The sequence below is a fragment of the Hydrogenophaga pseudoflava NBRC 102511 genome (assembly GCF_001592285.1).
Lineage (GTDB): Bacteria > Pseudomonadota > Gammaproteobacteria > Burkholderiales > Burkholderiaceae_C > Hydrogenophaga > Hydrogenophaga pseudoflava.
The window spans coordinates 87,314-105,475 of sequence record NZ_BCWQ01000007.1 but is presented as its reverse complement, the minus strand read 5'-3'; the positions used below and the strand labels follow the sequence as shown (position 1 = coordinate 105,475).

The following is an 18,162-nucleotide window of genomic DNA, read 5'->3' as shown; positions in this document are numbered from 1 at the left end:
CCTACGGATGACCGCATGATGAACACCCCCACCCATCGCATCGAACGCCTGCTCTGCGCCCTGTTCGTACTGACGCCGCTGGCCGCAGTGGCCCAGATGGCGGCCCCTGCGCCCGTGGCCCAGGAGGCTGCCGGCACCGCAGCGACCCCGACGGCGGCCCGGTCCGCTGTCGGAACCGGGCATGTGCTGTCCCTGCCCGGCGGAGGCCGGGTCTGGGCCACCGAAGACCCGGCCAACCTCAGCCCGCAGATGAATGTTTCGGCCTCGGGCATTGCAGGCCTGCGCGACGATCAGGTGGTCGAGGGGCTGAGCTTCAACGTCAGCAACAACTACGCGCACTTCATCGAGCGCATGGAGCTGCTCATCTACGCCGGGCGCGACACCGATATGGTCAGGCCGCTGGTGCGGCTGCCGGTGCCGGTGAGCGGAGAAGGCGTGGTGCAGTGGGACGGCCGCTTGCCCGCGGGTCACCGGCTGCGGCCGGGCGACACCCTGGTCTACCTGGTGCGCGCCTATGGCAGGGGCGGGCAGGCCGACGAGACCCAGGCGCGCACGGTGCGCCTGTACACCGAAGAGGAATGGCGCATCGCCCGCGAGCAGCTGATCAGCCAGAGCAACGAACTGGCCGATGGCTTCACGCTGGACCAGCGGCTGGCGCGCGAGGCGCAGCTGGTCAACGGGCTGGTCCGGCAGAACATCCCGGTGTCGGGCTCCATCGTGCGCATCTTCGGCCAGGACATCCCCGACCAGGCCAGCATCAAGATCAACGACAAGAGCGCGTCCATCGACGTCAACCAGCGCTTCGTCTCCGAGGTGCTGCTGCCCGTCGGTTCGCACGCGCTCACCATCGAGGTCAACGGCCTGCCCGGCCAGCCGGTGTTCACGCGCCAGCTCGACGTGAACATCAGCGGCGAGTACTTTTTCATGGTCGGCATGGCCGACTTTTACCTCTCCAAGTCACAGGTCACGGGCAACATCGAGCCTGCGGCGGCGGCCGACGGCTTCGAGCAGGAACTGCTCAAGGAGGGGCGCCTGGCCTTCTACCTCAAGGGCAAGGTCAAAGGCAAATACCTGTTCACCGCGCAGGCCGACACCGAGGACCAGGAACTCAACAACCTGTTCCACCACTTCTTCAAGGCCACGCCGCAGGACGTGTTCCGTCGCCTCGACCCGGACCAGTACTACGCGGTGTACGGCGACGATTCCACCAGCTACCGCGACGCCGACACCGCCGGCAAGCTCTACCTGCGCCTGGACTGGGACAAGAACCAGGCGGTGTGGGGCAGCTTCAACACCGGCATCAGCGGCGGCGAGTTCAACCAGTACAACCGCACCCTCTATGGCGGCGCGTTCCGCTGGCGCAGCAGCGAAACCACGCCCTACGACGATCCCCGGTCGCAGGTGAGCGTGTTCGCCTCCGAGGCGCAGTCCGCCAAGGGCTACAGCGACTTGCTGGGAACCGGCGGGAGCCTGTACTACCTCAAGCACACCGACCTCCTGCGCGGAACGGAACAGCTGAGCATCGAGGTGCGCGACCGGGTCACCGGTCAGGTCGTGCAGCGTGGGCGCCTGGCCTACGGCACCGACTACGAAATCGACTACATCCAGGGCCGCATCATCCTCAGCCGCCCGCTGGGCCGCAGCGAGCTGGACAGCGGCTTTGGCATCGTGCGCCTGAGCGCCGACGGCGACTACGAAAACCACCTGCTGGTGGACTACGAGTACGTGCCCCAGGGCATCGAGAACCTGGTGGCCGGCGGGCGCGGGCAGGTCTGGGCCAATGACCATGTGGCGGTGGGCGGCACCTACGTGACCGAGGAGCGCGCCGGAGACGACTACCAGCTGCGCGGCCTGGACCTCACCCTGCGCGCCGGGCGCGGCACTTACCTCAAGGCCGAGGTGGCGCAGAGCGAATCGACCCAGGCCAGCGTGAACTACTCCGACAACGGCGGGCTGACCTACACCGACCGCACCGCCGGCGTGGAAGCTGGTCCCCGCTCCGGCGAGGCCCTGGGGGTCGAGGCCCGCGTCAACCTCAACGAGCTGGGGTGGACCGAGCAGAACGTGAGCGCAGGCGCCTGGTACAAGGACCGCGAGGCCGGCTACTCCACCGCGCGCGCCGAAACCGGCGGGCTGCGCAGCCGCGAGTCCGGCGTCGAGGCGCTGACCGAGGTGGGCACCGGGCTGGACGTGGGGGCGCGCCTGAGCCGACGCGAAGTGGAAGGGCAGAACCGCATCGACCAGGCACAGCTGGTGAGCAACTGGCACCTCGACGACCAGCAGAGCGTGGGGCTGGAGTTGCGCCGGGTGCGCAGTTCCGAACCCGACGACGGGTTCGCCGACCCCGAGGCGGTGGCCGGCGGGGCCGATGCGGGCACCGCGACCTATGCGGGTCTGCGCTACAAGCGCCGGCTCAGCGGCCGCACCGAGGCCTATGGCTTCGTGCAGAGCACGCTGCAGAGCGACGAGGGCCTGAAGAACGACCGCTACGGCCTGGGGGCCACGCGGCGCTTTGGCGAGCGTTCGTCCGTCACCGGCGAGGTCTCTACCGGCACGCTGGGTGTGGCCGGCAAGCTCGAAGGCAACCACTACCTCACGCCCGACTACAACCTCTACTCGCGCTACACCTACGCCCACCAGCCGGGCGACCTCTTCGGCAGCGAGTTTCTCGAAGACGGGGCGGGCCGCACGTTCTCGGTGGGCCAGCGCTGGAACGCCGGTGGCGGCCTGAGCCTGTTCCAGGAGGCGCAGCTGAGCCGCCGGCCCGACGAGGACGGGCAAGGCCAGAACCTGGGGCTGGACTACAACATCGCCCGCCACTGGCAACTGGGCTTCCGGCATGCGCTCAGCCGCATCGACCACGCCGAAGGCGGCAGCACCACGCGCCGCTCCAGCACCGTGCTGGCCAGCTACAACGACCACCGCACCAGCTTCACGCCGCGCCTGGAGCTCCGCCGCGACCGGGGCGCGCAGTCGCGCGACCAGACCCTGCTCAGCGTCGGTCTGCGGCACAAGTTCAGCGAAGACTGGCGCGCCGCCGCCCGGCTCAGAACCGCCGTGACCGAAGACCGGCTGTCCAGCGAGGACGAGGCCCGCTTCACCGAGGCCAACCTGGGCCTGTCCTACCGCCCCGCAGGCCATGGCCGTTGGGCCTGGCTGGGCAAGTACACCTACCTGTACGACCTGAGGGCGCTGACCCAGGTCTCGCCTACCTCGGGCGTGGCCAGCAACGAGGTCGACCAGCGCGCGCACATCCTCGCCAGCGAGCTGCTGTACCGCATCAACCCGCTGTGGGAAGTGGGCGGCAAATACGCCTACCGCAGCGGCGAGCTGCGTGAAGGCCGCAACACCGGTGCCTGGTACAAGAACACCCGGCACTTCGTGGCCGCCCAGGTCCGCCTGCACATGGCGCAGGACTGGGAGGCGCTGGTCGAACACCGTTGGCTGCAGACGGTGCAGGACAAGAACAAGCAGGCCGGCTGGCTGGTGGGGCTGGACAAGCAGATCACGCCATATTTCCGTCTTGGGGTGGGCTACAACTTCACCCGCTTCAGCGACGACCTGCGCCACTCCGATTACCGCTTCAAGGGCTGGTACCTCAACGCCGTGGGCGTCTACTGAGGGCAGGCCGTCCCGGATAATGGGCGGGTGATCACCCCGTCCGTTCCTTCGCCATCCGGTGCCCGCAACGAGCTGAACGCCACCGTGGCCGAGGCCATCCGCGAGGCCGGTGGCTGGCTGCCCTTCGACCGCTTCATGGCCATCGCCCTGTACGAGCCGGGGCTGGGCTACTACGCCAACGCCACGCCGAAGTTCGGCCAGATGCCCGAGGGCGTGGCCGGCCAGGGCAGCGACTTCGTGACCGCGCCCGAGCTCTCGCCGCTGTTCGGCCACACCCTGGCGCGCCAGGTGGCGCAGGCGCTCGCCGCCACGCACACCGACGAAGTCTGGGAGTTCGGCGCCGGCACCGGCGCGCTCGCGCTGCAGGTGCTGGACGCGCTCACGGCGCTGGGCCAGGCGCCGCGGCGCTACACCATCGTCGACCTCTCGGGCAGCCTGCGCGAGCGCCAGCAGGCCACGCTGGCGCGGCATGCGGACCGCGTGGTCTGGGCCGACCGCCTGCCCGAGGTGTTCGACGGCGTGGTGATCGGCAACGAGGTGCTGGACGCGATGCCGGTGCAGCTGCTGCGCCGCGTGGGCGGGCAGGATGAGGGCACCTGGCACGAGCGCGGTGTGGCGCTGGCCCATGATGGCCGCCTGGCCTGGGCCGACCGGCCGACGGCGCTGCGGCCGCCGCTGGACATCGAAGGCCCGCACGACTACCTGACCGAGATCCACCCGCAGGGCGAGGCCTTCGTCCGCACGCTGGCCGAGCGCCTGGTGCGCGGCGCGGCCTTCTTCATTGACTACGGCTTCCCCGAGGCCGAGTACTACCACCCGCAGCGCCACATGGGCACGCTGATCTGCCACCGCGCCCACCGCAGCGACGACGACCCGCTGACCGACCTCGGCCTCAAGGACATCACCGCGCACGTGAACTTCACCGGCATCGCGCTGGCCGCGCAGGACGCCGGCATGGCGGTGCTGGGCTACACCTCGCAGGGGCGCTTCCTGATCAACTGCGGCCTGCTGGAAGTGGCGAAGGACGCCGGCTCGCGCGAGAACGCCATGCTCTCCAAGCTGGTCAACGAGCACGAGATGGGTGAGCTGTTCAAGGTGATCGGTCTGGCGCCGTTGCCCAGCGCGGAAGGCTGGGACCCGATGGGCTTTGCCACCGGCGACCGCACCCACCGTCTGTAGGAGCCGCCGTGATCCGCTGGATGATCGTGATCTTCCTGGCCCTGCTGCTGATCAGCTGGTTCACGCCGCTGCTGCACAAGCTGGGCTTCGGCAAGCTGCCGGGCGACCTGCGCTTCAAGGCCTTCGGCCGCGAGTGGTTCATCCCGCTGACCACCACCATCCTGCTGAGCTTCGTCGCCAGCCTGATCGGCCAGCTGATCTGAGCGCCCGTTGCATACCCGGTGGGGTGTCTCTTGAAGTGGTGCCGGCGGTCCCCATCTGCCCCGAAACCCTTGGAGCCCGCCCATGACCGTTGCCACCGAATCCCTGCACGTCGTCTGCCCGCACTGCCACACCACCAACCGCGTGGCGCCGGCCGATCTGTCGGCCACGCCCGATTGCGGCAAGTGCCACCGCCCACTGTTCGATGGTCACCCGGTCGCGCTGGACGAGGCGGCGTTCGAGAAGCACATCGCGCGCTCGCAACTGCCGGTGCTGGTGGATTTCTGGGCGCCCTGGTGCGGCCCCTGCCGCATGATGGCGCCGCAGTTCGAGGCCGCGGCGAAGCAGCTGGAGCCCCATGTGCGCCTGGCCAAGGTCAACACCGAAGAGGCGCAGGCGCTGGGCGCGCGGCTCAACATCCGCAGCATTCCGACGCTGGCGCTGTACGTGAACGGCCGCGAGGTGGCGCGCCAGCCGGGCGCCATGGGCGCCGCCGACATCGTGCGCTGGACCCGCTCGCACCTGGGCTGAAGCCCCCGCAGGGGGCAGGGCGGCTGTAATTTGGTTACAGCTCCGGCATAATTCCGGGACCTTTTCCGGAACCGACGCCATGCCCCAAACCCCATCCGACACCGCCCGGCTGCTGGCCGACATCGGCGGCACCAACGCCCGTTTCGCCTGGCAGGCCGCGCCCGGCGCGCCCGTCACCGACGTGCAGGTGTTGCCCGGCGCGCAATACCCCACGCTGCAGGCCGCCATGCACGCCTACCTCGACGGGCTGGGCCGCGGCGCACCCGCGGCGGTGGCCATCGCGATCGCCAACCCGATCACCGGCGACATGGTCCGCATGACCAACCACGACTGGGCTTTCTCCCAGTCCGCCGTCAAGGCCGAGTTCGGCCTGCGCACGCTGCGCATGCTCAACGACTTCACCGCCCTGGCCCTGGCCCTGCCGGACCTGCCGGCGGCCGAGCTGCGCCAGGTCGGTGGCGGCGAAGCGGTGCCCGGCGTGGCCATGGGCCTGGTCGGCGCCGGCACCGGGCTGGGCGTCTCCGGCCTGCTGCCCGACGGCCACGGCGGCTGGGTGCCCCTCGAAGGCGAGGGCGGCCACGTCACGCTGCCGGCGACCACCGCGCGCGAGCGCACCGCCATGGACGGCCTGATCCGCCGCTACGGCCACGCCTCGGCCGAGCGCGTGTGCTGCGGCCAGGGGCTGGTCGACACCTGCGCCATCCTCTGCGAGGCCGACGGCGTGACGGTGCAGGGGCTCGATTCCGCCAGCGCGGTCAGCGAGGCCGCGCTCAAGGCCGGCCACCCGCAGGCGCTGGAGACTCTGAACATCTTCTGCGCCATGCTCGGCTCGGTGGCCGGCAACCTGGCGCTGACGCTGGGCGCGCGCGGCGGCGTGTACGTGGGCGGCGGCATCGTGCCTCGCCTGGGCGCCTGGTTCGATACATCGCCGTTCCGCGAGCGCTTCGACAACAAGGGCCGCTTCACCCGCCTGCTGCAAGGCATGCCGGTCTGGGTCATCACCTCGGCCCAGTCGCCCGCGCTGCTGGGTGCCGCCCGCGCGCTGGACCGCCACCGCTGAAACTTAGTCACCAGCGCAAGGGAGGGCAGGGACTTCGGGTTTCTGCGGATGTAATAATTCTTTAATTAAAGATAAATTACAGACATCCGGCGGCATGGTGCCGCTCTGGATGGTTCCGCGCCGTGCACGCCCTCGAGTGCGGCGTCCCTTCTTTACTGGAGACATGATGATGAAACTGTCGAAACTCGCCGCCGCCGCCTTCGTGATGGCCGGCTCCGCCGCCATTGCCGGCGAGGTGGAAGTCCTGCACTGGTGGACCTCGGGCGGCGAGGCCAAGTCGGTCGGCGAACTCAAGAAGATCATGCAGGGCAAGGGCCACACCTGGAAGGACTTCGCCGTGGCCGGCGGCGGTGGCGATGCCGCCATGACCGTCCTGAAGAGCCGCGTCGTGGCCGGCAACCCGCCCGCCGCCGCCCAGATCAAGGGCCCGGGCATCCAGGAATGGGCGAACGAAGGCGTGCTGGCCAACCTGGACGCAGTCGCCAAGGCCGAGAAGTGGGACAGCCTGCTGCCCGGCGTGGTCGCCGACGTCATGAAGTACAAGGGCAACTACGTTGCCGCGCCGGTGAACGTGCACCGCGTCAACTGGATGTGGGCCAACGCCAATGTGCTGAAGAAGGCCGGTGTGGCCAGCGCGCCCAAGACCTGGGACGAGTTCTTTGCCGCTGCCGACAAGGTCAAGAAGGCCGGTCTGATCGCCGTGGCCCACGGTGGCCAGAACTGGCAGGACTTCACCACCTTCGAATCGGTGGTGCTGGGCGTCGGTGGCGCCAAGTTCTACCAGGACGCCCTGGTCAAGCTGGACCAGAAGGCCCTGACCAGCCCGACCATGACCAAGTCGCTGGAAACCTTCCGCAAGATCAAGTCCTACACCGACCCCGCCGCCCCGGGCCGCGACTGGAACCTGGCCACCGCCATGGTGATCCAGGAGAAGGCCGCCTTCCAGTTCATGGGTGACTGGGCCAAGGGCGAGTTCACCGCCGCCGGCAAGGTGCCGGGCAAGGACTACATCTGCGCCGCCGCCCCGGGCACGGGCAACGCCTACACCTTCAACGTGGACTCGTTCGCGATGTTCAAGCTCAAGGACGCCGCGGCCCAGAAGGCCCAGGGCGACCTGGCCGCTGCCATCATGGGCCCCGAGTTCCAGGAAGTCTTCAACCTGAACAAGGGCTCCATCCCGGTCCGCCTGGGCATGAAGATGGACAAGTTCGACGACTGCGCCAAGCTCTCCAGCAAGGACTTCGTCGACACCGCCAAGAGCGGTGGCCTGGTGCCCTCGATCGCCCACGGCATGGCGGTCAGCCCGGCTGCCGAAGGCGCCATCAAGGACGCCGTCAGCCAGTTCTGGAACGACGACAAGATCTCGGTCGCCGACGGTGTGAAGAACATCGCCAAGGCCGCGACCACCAAGTAAGCCCCGTCCGGAGCCACGCCCGGCCTTCACCCGCCCCGCCATCGGGGTGGGTGGGACGGGTGCTGCCCGCCGGGCGCCCGCCACCCCTTTTTCAGCTTCACCATGCGTCACTACACAGGCTTTCGTCGCGCGTGTGCATCGCTGCTGGCATCGCTGCTGCTGGCCGCCGGCGCCGGTGTCCGGGCGGGTGAGGTCGAGGTGCTGCACTACTGGACCTCGGGTGGCGAGGCCAAATCGCTCGCCGAGCTCAAGGGCCTGATGGCCCAGCGCGGCCACAGCTGGAAAGACTTCGCGGTGGTGGGCGGCGGCGGGCAGAACGCGATGGACGTGCTCAAGGCGCGTGTGCTGGCGGGCAACCCGCCGGCCGCGGCCAACATCAAGGGGCCGGCGATCCAGGAATGGGCGGCGCTGGGCGCGCTGACCAACCTCGACGCCATGGCCTCCTTCGACCGCTGGGACGAGGCGCTGCCGAAGGTGGTGGCCGACCAGATGAAGCACAAGGGCCGCTACGTGGCCGTGCCGGTCAATGTGCACCGGGTGAACTGGCTCTGGGCCAACGCCGAGGTGCTGCGCCAGGCGGGCGTGAACGAGGCGCCGCGCAATTTCGACGAATTCTTCAAGGCCGCCGACAAGGTGCGCGCGGCCGGCCTGATCGCCCTGGCCCACGGTGGCCAGGACTGGCAGGACTTCACCACCTTCGAGTCGGTGGTGCTGGGCGTGGGCGGTGCGAAGTTCTACGACGCGGCCCTGGTGAAGCTGGATGCGCAAGCCCTGGGCAGCGACACCCTGCGCCGCTCGCTGGAGACCTTCCGGCGCCTGCGCGGCTATGTCGATGCCGCCTCGCCAGGGCGCGACTGGAACGCCACCACCGACCTGGTCATCAAGGGCAGGGCCGGCTTCCAGTTCATGGGCGACTGGGCCAAGGGCGAGTTCCTCGCCGCAGGCCAGCAGCCGGGCAAGGACTTCCGCTGCTTCCCCGCGCCGGGCACGGCCGAGGCCTTCACCTACAACGTCGATTCCTTCGCCATGTTCCAGCTCAAGGCCTGGGAGGCGCAGAAGGCGCAGGGTTACCTGGCCTATCTGCTGATGGGCAAGGACTTCCAGGAACGCTTCAACCTGCGCAAGGGCTCGATCCCGGTGCGGCAGAACGTGGCCATGGACAAATTCGACGAATGCGCCAAAGTCTCTGCCCAGGACTTTGGCAAGACCGCCAAGGCCGGCACCCTGGTGCCCTCTGTGGCCCACGGCATGGCACTCGCCCCGGGACAACAGGCGCTGATGCGCAAGCTGGTCTCGGATTTCTGGAACAACCCGCAGATGTCGGTGAATGACGCACAGAAACAACTGCTGGCCCTGGCGGCCGGCCCTCAGAAGCCCCTCCCATGAAATCATTTGAAAACCTGCTGCCCAAGCTGGTGATCGCACCGGGCTTCGTGCTCGGCTTTGCCTTCATCTACGGGCTGATGATCTGGAACGGCGTGCTGTCCATGACCGGCTCGCGCATGCTGCCCAACTACGAGAACTTCGTGGGCCTGGAGCAGTACGCGCAGCTGTGGACCATGGACCGCTGGTACGTCGCGCTCAAGAACCTGGGCATCTTCAGCGTGCTATACGTCGGCGGCTCGATGCTGGTCGGCATGATCCTGGCGATCTTCCTGGACCAGAAGATCCGCGCCGAAGGCTGGCTGCGCACCATCTACCTCTACCCCATGGCGCTGTCGTTCATCGTGACTGGCACGGCCTGGAAGTGGATCCTCAACCCCAGCGATGGCCTGCAGAAACTCATGCACGACCTGGGCTGGACCTCGTTCAACTTCGACTGGCTGGTGCAGTCCGACTACGCCATCTACTGCGTGGTGATCGCGGGCATCTGGCAGTCGGCCGGCTTTGCCATGGCGCTGTTCCTGGCGGGCCTGCGCGGCATTGACGACAGCATCATCAAGGCCGCGCAGATCGACGGCGCCTCGCTGCCGCTGATCTACTGGCGCATCATCCTGCCCATCCTGCGCCCGGTGGTGTTCTCCACCATCCTGGTGCTCTCGCACCTGTCGATCAAGAGCTTCGACCTGGTGATGGCCCTGACGGCCGGCGGCCCCGGTTACGCGACCGACGTGCCCGCCACCTTCATGTACACCATGAGCTTCACGCGCGGCCAGATCGGCCTGGGCGCGGCCAGCGCCACCATGATGCTGGCCACTGTGGCGGCCATCGTGGTGCCCTACCTCTACAGCGAACTGCGGAGCAAGCCCCATGACCGCTAAATCCCTGACCTTCGGCCGGGTGTTCACCTACGGCCTGCTGCTGGTGGCGGCGCTGTTCTTCCTGGCGCCGCTGTACGTGATGATCGTCACCTCGTTCAAGGACGCCGACCAGCTGCGCGCCGGCAACCTGCTGAGCCTGCCGACCTCGCTCAACCTGGACGCCTGGCACCTGGCCTGGAACACCGCCTGCACGGGTGTCGACTGCCGTGGTCTCAAGCCCTATTTCATGAACTCGGTGTTCATGGCGGTGCCCGCGGTGCTGATCTCCACCGCCTGGGGCGCACTCAACGGCTACGTGCTCTCCATGTGGAAGTTCCGCGGCTCGGAAGTGCTGTTCGGCTTCCTGCTGTTCGGCGTGTTCATGCCCTTCCAGGTGGTGCTGCTGCCCATGAGCCAGGTGCTGGGCTGGCTGGGCCTGTCCAGCTCGATCGGCGGGCTGGTGCTGGTGCACTGCCTGGCCGGCATGGCCGGCACCACGCTGTTCTTCCGCAACTACTACACGGCGGTGCCGCGCGAACTGGTGAACGCCGCGCGCATCGACGGCGCGGGCTTCTGGCGCATCTTCTGGCGCATCGTGCTGCCGATGTCCACGCCCATCATGATGGTGACGCTGATCTGGCAGTTCACCAACATCTGGAACGACTTCCTGTTCGGCGTGGCCTTCAGCGGCGCCGACAGCAAGCCGGTGACCGTGGGCCTGAACAACATGGCCAACACCACCAGCAGCGTCAAGAACTACAACGTGGACATGGCCGCGGCGATCATCGCCGGCCTGCCCACCATGCTGGTCTACGTCCTCGCGGGCCAGTACTTCGTAAAGGGTCTGACGGCCGGCGCCGTCAAAGGTTGAAACACATGGCTTCTCCACTCCACATCAAGGGCATCCGCAAGGCTTTCGGCAAGGGCGACAAGGCGGTCGAGGTGCTCAAGCGCATCGACATCGACGTCGCACCGGGCGAGTTCCTCATCCTGGTCGGCCCCTCGGGCTGCGGCAAGTCCACGCTGCTCAACATCATTGCCGGCCTCGAAGAGCCCACCGAAGGCGAGCTGCACATCGGCGGCAAGAACGTGATCGGCATGCCGCCGGCGCAGCGCGACATCGCCATGGTGTTCCAGAGCTATGCGCTCTACCCGACCATGAGCGTGGCCGACAACATCGGCTTCGCGCTGGAAATGCGCAAGGTGCCCAAGGCCGAGCGCGAGAAGCGCATCCAGGAAGTGGCGGCCATCCTGCAGATCCAGCACCTGCTGGACCGCCGGCCGGCCCAGCTCTCGGGTGGCCAGCGCCAGCGCGTGGCCATGGGCCGCGCCCTGGCGCGCGACCCGCAGCTGTTCCTGTTCGACGAGCCGCTGTCCAACCTGGACGCCAAGCTGCGCGTGGAAATGCGCGCCGAGATCAAGCGCCTGCACCAGCACAGCGGCATCACCACGGTCTACGTGACGCACGACCAGATCGAGGCCATGACCCTGGGCAGCCGCATCGCGGTGATGAAGGACGGCATCCTGCAGCAGATCGGCACGCCCGACGAGATCTACCGCCGCCCGGCCAACACCTATGTGGGCGGCTTCATCGGCTCGCCGACCATGAACTTCATCAACGGCCGCGTCGAACGCGCCGGTGAGGGCGGTCGCTTCGTGTTCGAAGGCGGCGCGCTGGATCTTCCCTGCCCGGACGGCCCGGAGGCGACGCTGGGCCAGCGGCCCGAGCACATCCACCTGAATGCCGACGCCGGCTGGCGCGGCGAGGTGGTGCTGGTGGAGCCGACCGGTGCCGACACCTACATCGTGGTGAAGACGGCCGTGGGGCTGATCACCGTGCGCGAGGCGGCCAACACCAAGGTGGCGGTGGGCGACAACGTGGGCATGACGGTGAGCGGGCGCCACAACAACTGGTTCGACAAGGCCAGCGGCGCGCGCATCACGGCGATGGACTCGACCTCGCTGTTCGTCGGCTGACGGATCAGGTCAGTCGCAGAACCACCCGCAGCCCATGGGGCTGCATGTTTTCAGCCGTCGCCTCGCCGCCGTGGCGGCGGGCGATCTCCTGCACGATGGCCAGGCCCAGGCCGCAGCCGCCCGGCAGCTCGCTGGCGCGCCAGAAGCGCTGGAACACATGGGCCATGTCGGCCTCGGACAGGCCGGGGCCGTTGTCCTCCACCAGCAGCCGCGTGCGCTCGCCGTCGGCCTCGACCTTGAGCGTCACCGCGCTGCCGCGCGGCGTGTAACGCAGGGCGTTGTCGATCAGGTTGGCCATGGCCTCGCGCAGTTGCAGCGCGTCGCCCTGCACCATGCGGTGCTCCTCGCCTTCGAAGCCCAGGTCGACGCCGGCGGCCACCGCGCGCGGCGTCCATTCGCGCGCCACGTCGCGCGCCAGGGCCGCCAGGTCCAGCGGCTCGCGCCGCGCGGTGGTCTCGGTGCGCGCCAGGGTCAGCAGCTGGTGCACCAGGTGGGCACTGCGCTCGGCGCCGGTGCGCACCTTGGTCAGGCGCGCGCCCAGCACCGGGTCGCTGTTCTCGCGCTGCGCCAGCTCAACCTGGCTGATCAGCCCGGCCAGCGGTGTGCGCAGCTGGTGCGCGGCGTCGTTGATGAAGCGCTTCTCCTGGTTCACGTTGCGCGCCACCTCGTCCAGCAGGCCGTTGATGGCTTGCACCAGCGCATGCACCTCGTTGGGCGCCTGCGTCATGCCGATGGGCGAGAGCGCGTTGACCGAGCGGTTCTCCAGCTGGGCCGTCAGCCGCGTCAGCGGCGCCAGGCCGCGCTGGATGCCGCCGTACACCGCCAGGCTCAGCAGCACGCCAGCCGCCAGCAGGGGCGCCAGCATGTCGGCGATCAGCTCGCGCGCGATGCGCTGCTGCACCGCCAGGCTTTTGCCCACCTGCACGCGCAGGGTCTGCGGCGCATTGACCTCGCCGTAGTTCACGTCCAGCGCCACGATGCGCAGCGGCTTGCCGTCGATTTCGGCGGCGTAGAGCAGGGGACCTTCGGTGCCCACCATGCCCTCTTCCGGCTGCGGCAGGGTCTGGTTGCCCAGCAGGAACTGGCCCGGTGGCGAGGACACCATGTAGCTGATGCGGTCCTTGGGGTCCTGTTCCAGCACGTCCTGCGCCGCGCGCGGAAAGTCGATCAGCAGGCCCGAGCCGATGGGCTTGACCTGGCGCGCCAGTGCCCGCACCGACTGGGTCAGCGACTGGTCGATGGCCTTTTCGGCGTAGGACAGTGCGATGCGGTAGGCCAGCAGACCACCGCCGGCCCAGAGCACCAGCTGCGGCAACAGCAGCCACAGCAGCAGCTGGCGCCGCAGCGAGAGCCGGGTGGTGGTCGCGCCCGTCATGGCGCGCCGGTGTTTTCCAGCAGGTACCCGAGGCCGCGGATGTTGCGGATGTTCAGCGTCGAGCCGGCGAGCTTGCGGCGCAGGCGGTGCACGTAGACCTCCAGCGCGTTGGAGGCGACGCCGCCTTCGCCCGGGTCGGACTGCCAGGCGGCCAGCACGTCCTCGCGGCTCACCACCTGGCCACTGTGGCGCACCAGCAGGTCCAGCAGCGACCACTCGCGCTGGGTCAGGTCGATCACCTCGTTGCCCAGCCAGGCGCGCGGCAGCACGGGGTCCAGCCGCAGTGTGCCCGGCGCGGGCGGCGGGGCCGGCACCTGCGGGCTGGGGCCGAAGGCCGGCAGGCTGGCGCGGCGCAGCATGGACTGCAGGCGCGCCAGCAGCTCGTCGCGGTTGAAGGGCTTGGTGAGGTAGTCGTCGGCGCCGGCGTTCAGGCCCTCGACCCGGTCCTCGATGCCGTCGCGCGCCGTCAGGATCAGCACCGGCAGCGCGGGCAGGCGCTGGCGCAGGCGGCGCAGCACGGTCAGGCCGTCGACCCTGGGCAGGCCCAGGTCGAGCACCACGCCTTCGTAGGCCTCGGTGTCCAGGCGGCTGAGCGCCTGCTCGCCATCGACCGCGGTGTCGATGCGGTGGCCGGCCTGCATGAGCTGGGCGCTCAGGCCGTCGCGCAGCAGTTCGTCGTCTTCAACAATCAGCAAATGGGCCATGCATCCGATTATCCGGCGAGCGGCTCAGCCGTCCTGCATGTCCCAGCGGAAGCCGCAGCGTTTGCAGCACACCGGCACCAGCCGCCGCGCATCGTTGCGGGCGTCGTCGGGCACCAGCAGCAGGCCGTAGGCCTTGCACTGACCGCAGTTGGCCTGGTTGGCCATTTCTTCGGCGTGCATCAGCAGGTAGAGGTAGCGGCGCAGCGCCCACAGCGCGATCACCGCACAGGCCAGCACGAAGCCCGTGTTGAGCAGCTTCTCGTTCCAGCTGCCGCCCTGGAAGGCCTCGAAACTGGCGATCAGGGCCACCGAGGCCAGCAGCGCCAGCGCCATGTGGGCGTGGCTGGAGAGCAGCTCCCGTTCATACCACTTGCGGAACCCGTGGCGGCGGATGCCGTCGGCCAGGGTGGGGTTGAACGGGTTGTGCTGGGCCATGGCCGTCTCCTAGGTCGGGCTCTCCGCTTTCAGCGTCAGGGCCACGGCGGCCGCGCGGGCGGCATGCAGGGCCTGGGCGATGCGCGGGCCGGCATCGGCCGCGGGCGGTTCGGAGGCATTCTCGCGCGATCGCCCGAGCTGCTGCATCACCTGGCGCGCAATGACCCCGCTGTCGACTGTCTGCGCCGCGCGCAGCGCGCCGAGCAGCCGTTCGCGCTGGGGATAGGCCTGTTCCCCGAAGCCCAGGCGCCCCCGGGCGTCGCACTCGCAGGCCAGCAGCACCTCGTCGAAGCGCTCCGGGCGGCGGATCGCGTCGCAGCGCTCCAGCAGCCGCAGCAGCGCCGCCGCGCCCAGGCCCTCGCTGCGGTGGATGTTGCCGTGCTCCCGGGCCACCACGTCGGCCAGCTCGCGGCATTCGCGCGGTACGCGCCAGCGCTCGCACACCCCCTTGAGCAGGCGTGCGCTGCGCTCTTCATGGCCGATGTGCCGCGGCAGCACATCGGCCGGCGTGGTGCCCTTGCCCAGGTCGTGGCACAGGCAGGCGAAGCGCACCGGCAGGCTGGCGCCCAGGCGCGCGCTCATGTCCAGCACCATCATCAGGTGCACACCCGTGTCCACCTCGGGGTGGTATTCCGCGCGCTGCGGCACGCCCCAGAGCCGGTCCACCTCGGGCAGCAGCCGGGCCAGCGCACCGCAGCTGCGCAGCACCTCGAACATGCGGCTGGGCCGCTGCTCCATCAGGCCGCGCGAGAGCTCCTGCCAGACGCGCTCGGGCACCAGGTGGTCGACCTCGCCGTGCCCGACCATGTGCGCCATCAGCGCCTGGGTGTCGGGCGCGACAGTGAAGTCGGGGAAGCGGGCGGCGAAACGCGCCAGCCGCAGGATGCGCACCGGGTCTTCGGCGAAGGCGCCGGTGACATGCCTCAGCACCCGGTTCTCCAGGTCGCTCCGGCCGCCGTAGGGGTCGATCAGCGCGGCGCGGGCCGGGTCGTCGGCCTCGGCCTGGGCCACCGCCATGGCGTTGATCGTCAGGTCGCGCCGCGCCAGGTCCTCTTCCAGCGTCACGCCGGGGTCGGTGTGGAAGGCGAAGCCGTGGTAGCCCGGCGCAGTCTTGCGCTCGGTGCGGGCCAGCGCGTACTCCTCGCGCGTCTGCGGGTGCAGGAAGACCGGGAAGTCCTTGCCCACCGGCAGGAAGCCGCTGTCGGCCATGGCCTCGGGTGTGGCCCCGACGACCACCCAGTCGCGGTCCACGTGGGCGGCGGCGGTGGTGTCACGGGCGAGCAGGGCGTCGCGCACCGCGCCGCCCACCAGGTAGATGTCCATCCGGCGAGTGTAGGCCGGGGCCTGCACCCTGCCACGTGTGCGGTCAGGCCTCCAGCACCATCGACCGGCTGATGTGGCCGGTGCCACCGGCCATCAGGCGGGTGATGCGCCCGTCTTCCAGTTCCAGGACCACCCGGATCAGGCTTGGCGACGGGGCCTGCATCAGCCAGCCCTGCTCAATGAGCAGCTCCCGGTCCTGCACGCCCAGCACGTCGTGCAGCAGGCAGGCCAGCGGACCCGCCGCCATGCCCGTGCCCGACTCCTCGGGAATGCCGAACCGGGGCGCAAACATGCGGGCGCCGGCATGGCGGCCGGGGCGCTGCGTCTTCGTGGTGAACGCGTAGACCCCGATCACGTCCAGCTCCTCGCTGATCGCGTGCACCAGGTCCTGTCGGGGGCGGAGCTCGGCCAGGGCCTGCGCGTCCGGCAGGGCGATCAGCAGAAAGGCGTTGCCTGTGCTGACCACATGCGGGTCCACCTCGGCTGCCAGACGTCCTGGCGGAAGGCCAATGGACGACGCAATCCGGGCGCCCAGGTCCGACGCGGGGTCGATGCGTCTGTAGGCTGGTGCGGTCTGCTCCATGAAGGCCATGTCGCCGTCCAGCAGGATGTCGCGGGGGCCGTCCACCGTCTCCTTCGAGAAGCGGCCGTTCCCGAGCACACCCTGTTGCCTCAGGAGGGAGAAGGTGGCGATGGTCGCGTGCCCGCAGTGGGCGATCTGGCGCGCCGGCGTGAAGAACTCCAGCCGGAGGGTGGCCTTCTGCGACGCCGAGACGAACGCGGTCTCGGACAGGCCCACCTGCCGGGCAATCGACAGCTTCTGGGCCGGGGTCAGCGCGTCGGCATCCAGCACCACGCCGGCGGGGTTGCCGCCGCCGGGGGCGTCGGGGAAGGCGTTGACGATGTGAACGGCGACCTGCATGGGGTCCGTCCTGTGGTCGCGGCGGCCGGCATCAGGGCCGGCTGCGGTAGGGCTCGTCGAAGTCGATGAAGTCGTGTTCGGCCAGGGCCTGCTGGACCCAGGCCTGCACCGCCGACAGCTGGTGCACGCGGTCCACATACGCCGCCACCGTCGGGCTGACGGGCAGGGCGTAGGTGCGAATGCGCGAGCACACCGGGGCGAAGTAGGCGTCGGCGATGCCGAAGTCGCCGAACAGCATGGGCCCGCCGTGTTCGGCCAGCAGGCCGGTCCACATGGCTTCGAGCCGCGCCATGTCGGCGCGCACGCCGGCCTGGTCGCGCCAGAGGATGCGCCCCACCTCGGGCAGCGAGGCCTCGATGTTCATCGAGCAGTGGCTGCGCAGGGCGGTGAAGCCGCTGTGCATCTCGGCGCAGACGCTGCGGGCCCGGGCGCGCGCCCTGGCGTCGGCTGGCCAGAGCTGCTTGTCGGGGAAACGCTCGGCCAGGTACTCGGCGATGGCCAGCGTGTCCCAGACCGCGAAGCCATCGTCCACCAGCACCGGCACCTTGCCCACCGGGTTGATGGCCGCGACCACCGACTTGAACGCCGATTGCGCATCGAACGAGTCGAAGCGCACCATCTTTTCCTCAAAGGGAATGCCGGCTCCGGTCAGCAGCACCCAGGGGCGCATGGACCAGGACGAGTAGTTCTTGTTGCCGATGTAGAGCTGCAATGCCATGGGTTCCTCCGGTTGAGAGCCCGCATGGTAGGGCTCTGGCCGCGGGCCATTGATGACAAAGAGGCGGCCGATTGATTCGCCGCCTGCCGGTGTGCGGTTCAGGCGTATTTTTCGAGGATGCGGGTTGAGCGCTCGACCTCGCGGATCGTCTGCTCTTCCGAGTCCGACACCGCGACGGCCTCCATCACCGAGCAGGCCATCATGCGGTAGAAGGCCTTGTCCATGGCCTTGCGTGCGGCCGACATCTGCTGGGCCACGTCTTCGCAGGAGCGGCCGCTTTCGACCATGTCGATCAGCCCGCGCACCTGGCCTTCAATGCGCTTGAGACGGTTGACCACGTCGCGCTGGTGTTCCGAACGGAAGGCGGCGGCTGCGGCGTCGGTGGAAGGCATCGGCTTGGTTTTGACGGGGGTGCTGGCCATGGTGTGTCTCTGTTGGATGGGACCGGGGGAGTGTGCCAAA

General features: G+C 69.0%; 17 protein-coding genes. 10 read left to right on the top strand and 7 right to left on the bottom strand.

The window, feature by feature from the left end; translation table 11 throughout:
• The first annotated feature begins 18 nt into the window (after window positions 1-18).
• From HPS01S_RS10400 to HPS01S_RS10355, 10 genes are all read left to right on the top strand, one after another.
• On the top strand, window positions 19-3,621 hold the full coding sequence (locus HPS01S_RS10400) for a TonB-dependent receptor (protein WP_066155071.1): 3,603 nt from the start codon (window positions 19-21) through the stop codon (window positions 3,619-3,621).
• A gap of 27 nt (window positions 3,622-3,648) precedes the next feature.
• On the top strand, window positions 3,649-4,800 hold the full coding sequence (locus HPS01S_RS10395; RefSeq protein ID WP_371836595.1) for a class I SAM-dependent methyltransferase: 1,152 nt from the start codon (window positions 3,649-3,651) through the stop codon (window positions 4,798-4,800).
• 8 nt (window positions 4,801-4,808) lie between these two features.
• On the top strand, window positions 4,809-5,003 hold the full coding sequence (locus tag HPS01S_RS10390; RefSeq protein ID WP_066155069.1) for a DUF2905 domain-containing protein: 195 nt from the start codon (window positions 4,809-4,811) through the stop codon (window positions 5,001-5,003).
• Window positions 5,004-5,085: 82 nt separating this feature from the next.
• Complete coding sequence (trxC, locus tag HPS01S_RS10385) at window positions 5,086-5,532, top strand: thioredoxin TrxC (protein WP_066155065.1); 447 nt, start codon at window positions 5,086-5,088, stop codon at window positions 5,530-5,532.
• 79 nt (window positions 5,533-5,611) lie between these two features.
• On the top strand, window positions 5,612-6,592 hold the full coding sequence (glk, locus tag HPS01S_RS10380) for a glucokinase (RefSeq protein WP_066155062.1): 981 nt from the start codon (window positions 5,612-5,614) through the stop codon (window positions 6,590-6,592).
• Between the two features lie 166 nt (window positions 6,593-6,758).
• Window positions 6,759-8,006: an ABC transporter substrate-binding protein gene (locus HPS01S_RS10375; RefSeq protein ID WP_066155059.1), complete on the top strand. Its 1,248-nt coding sequence runs from the start codon at window positions 6,759-6,761 to the stop codon at window positions 8,004-8,006.
• Between the two features lie 102 nt (window positions 8,007-8,108).
• Window positions 8,109-9,392: an ABC transporter substrate-binding protein gene (locus tag HPS01S_RS10370; RefSeq protein ID WP_066155056.1), complete on the top strand. Its 1,284-nt coding sequence runs from the start codon at window positions 8,109-8,111 to the stop codon at window positions 9,390-9,392.
• On the top strand, window positions 9,389-10,267 hold the full coding sequence (locus HPS01S_RS10365) for a carbohydrate ABC transporter permease (protein ID WP_066155052.1): 879 nt from the start codon (window positions 9,389-9,391) through the stop codon (window positions 10,265-10,267). Before HPS01S_RS10370 ends, HPS01S_RS10365 begins: the two co-directional genes overlap by 4 nt.
• Complete coding sequence (locus tag HPS01S_RS10360; RefSeq protein WP_066155049.1) at window positions 10,257-11,117, top strand: carbohydrate ABC transporter permease; 861 nt, start codon at window positions 10,257-10,259, stop codon at window positions 11,115-11,117. The genes HPS01S_RS10365 and HPS01S_RS10360 overlap by 11 nt, the downstream gene beginning before the upstream one ends.
• 5 nt (window positions 11,118-11,122) lie before the next feature.
• Window positions 11,123-12,223, top strand: a complete 1,101-nt coding sequence (locus tag HPS01S_RS10355) for an ABC transporter ATP-binding protein (protein ID WP_066155047.1) — start codon at window positions 11,123-11,125, stop codon at window positions 12,221-12,223.
• A 4-nt stretch (window positions 12,224-12,227) separates the two neighbouring features.
• Here the strand turns inward: HPS01S_RS10355 and HPS01S_RS10350 are convergent, their stop codons facing one another.
• The 7 genes from HPS01S_RS10350 to HPS01S_RS10320 all read right to left on the bottom strand — a co-directional run bounded on the left by HPS01S_RS10350 (window position 12,228) and on the right by HPS01S_RS10320 (window position 18,122).
• On the bottom strand, window positions 12,228-13,598 hold the full coding sequence (locus tag HPS01S_RS10350; RefSeq protein ID WP_066155044.1) for a sensor histidine kinase: 1,371 nt from the start codon (window positions 13,596-13,598) through the stop codon (window positions 12,228-12,230).
• Entirely contained in the window at window positions 13,595-14,302 is a 708-nt protein-coding gene (locus HPS01S_RS10345) for a response regulator transcription factor (protein ID WP_066155040.1), read from the bottom strand. The genes HPS01S_RS10350 and HPS01S_RS10345 overlap by 4 nt, the downstream gene beginning before the upstream one ends.
• 24 nt (window positions 14,303-14,326) lie before the next feature.
• Window positions 14,327-14,737, bottom strand: a complete 411-nt coding sequence (locus HPS01S_RS10340) for a hypothetical protein (protein WP_066155037.1) — start codon at window positions 14,735-14,737, stop codon at window positions 14,327-14,329.
• A gap of 9 nt (window positions 14,738-14,746) precedes the next feature.
• The gene (locus tag HPS01S_RS10335; protein WP_066155034.1) at window positions 14,747-16,060 is read right to left on the bottom strand and encodes a multifunctional CCA addition/repair protein; all 1,314 of its coding nucleotides are present in this window, start codon (window positions 16,058-16,060) and stop codon (window positions 14,747-14,749) included.
• Between the two features lie 43 nt (window positions 16,061-16,103).
• Complete coding sequence (locus HPS01S_RS10330) at window positions 16,104-16,982, bottom strand: PhzF family phenazine biosynthesis protein (RefSeq protein ID WP_066155031.1); 879 nt, start codon at window positions 16,980-16,982, stop codon at window positions 16,104-16,106.
• A 31-nt stretch (window positions 16,983-17,013) separates the two neighbouring features.
• On the bottom strand, window positions 17,014-17,700 hold the full coding sequence (locus HPS01S_RS10325) for a glutathione S-transferase family protein (protein ID WP_066155026.1): 687 nt from the start codon (window positions 17,698-17,700) through the stop codon (window positions 17,014-17,016).
• Window positions 17,701-17,798: 98 nt separating this feature from the next.
• Window positions 17,799-18,122, bottom strand: a complete 324-nt coding sequence (locus HPS01S_RS10320; RefSeq protein WP_066155024.1) for a metal-sensitive transcriptional regulator — start codon at window positions 18,120-18,122, stop codon at window positions 17,799-17,801.
• Window positions 18,123-18,162: the final 40 nt, after the last annotated feature.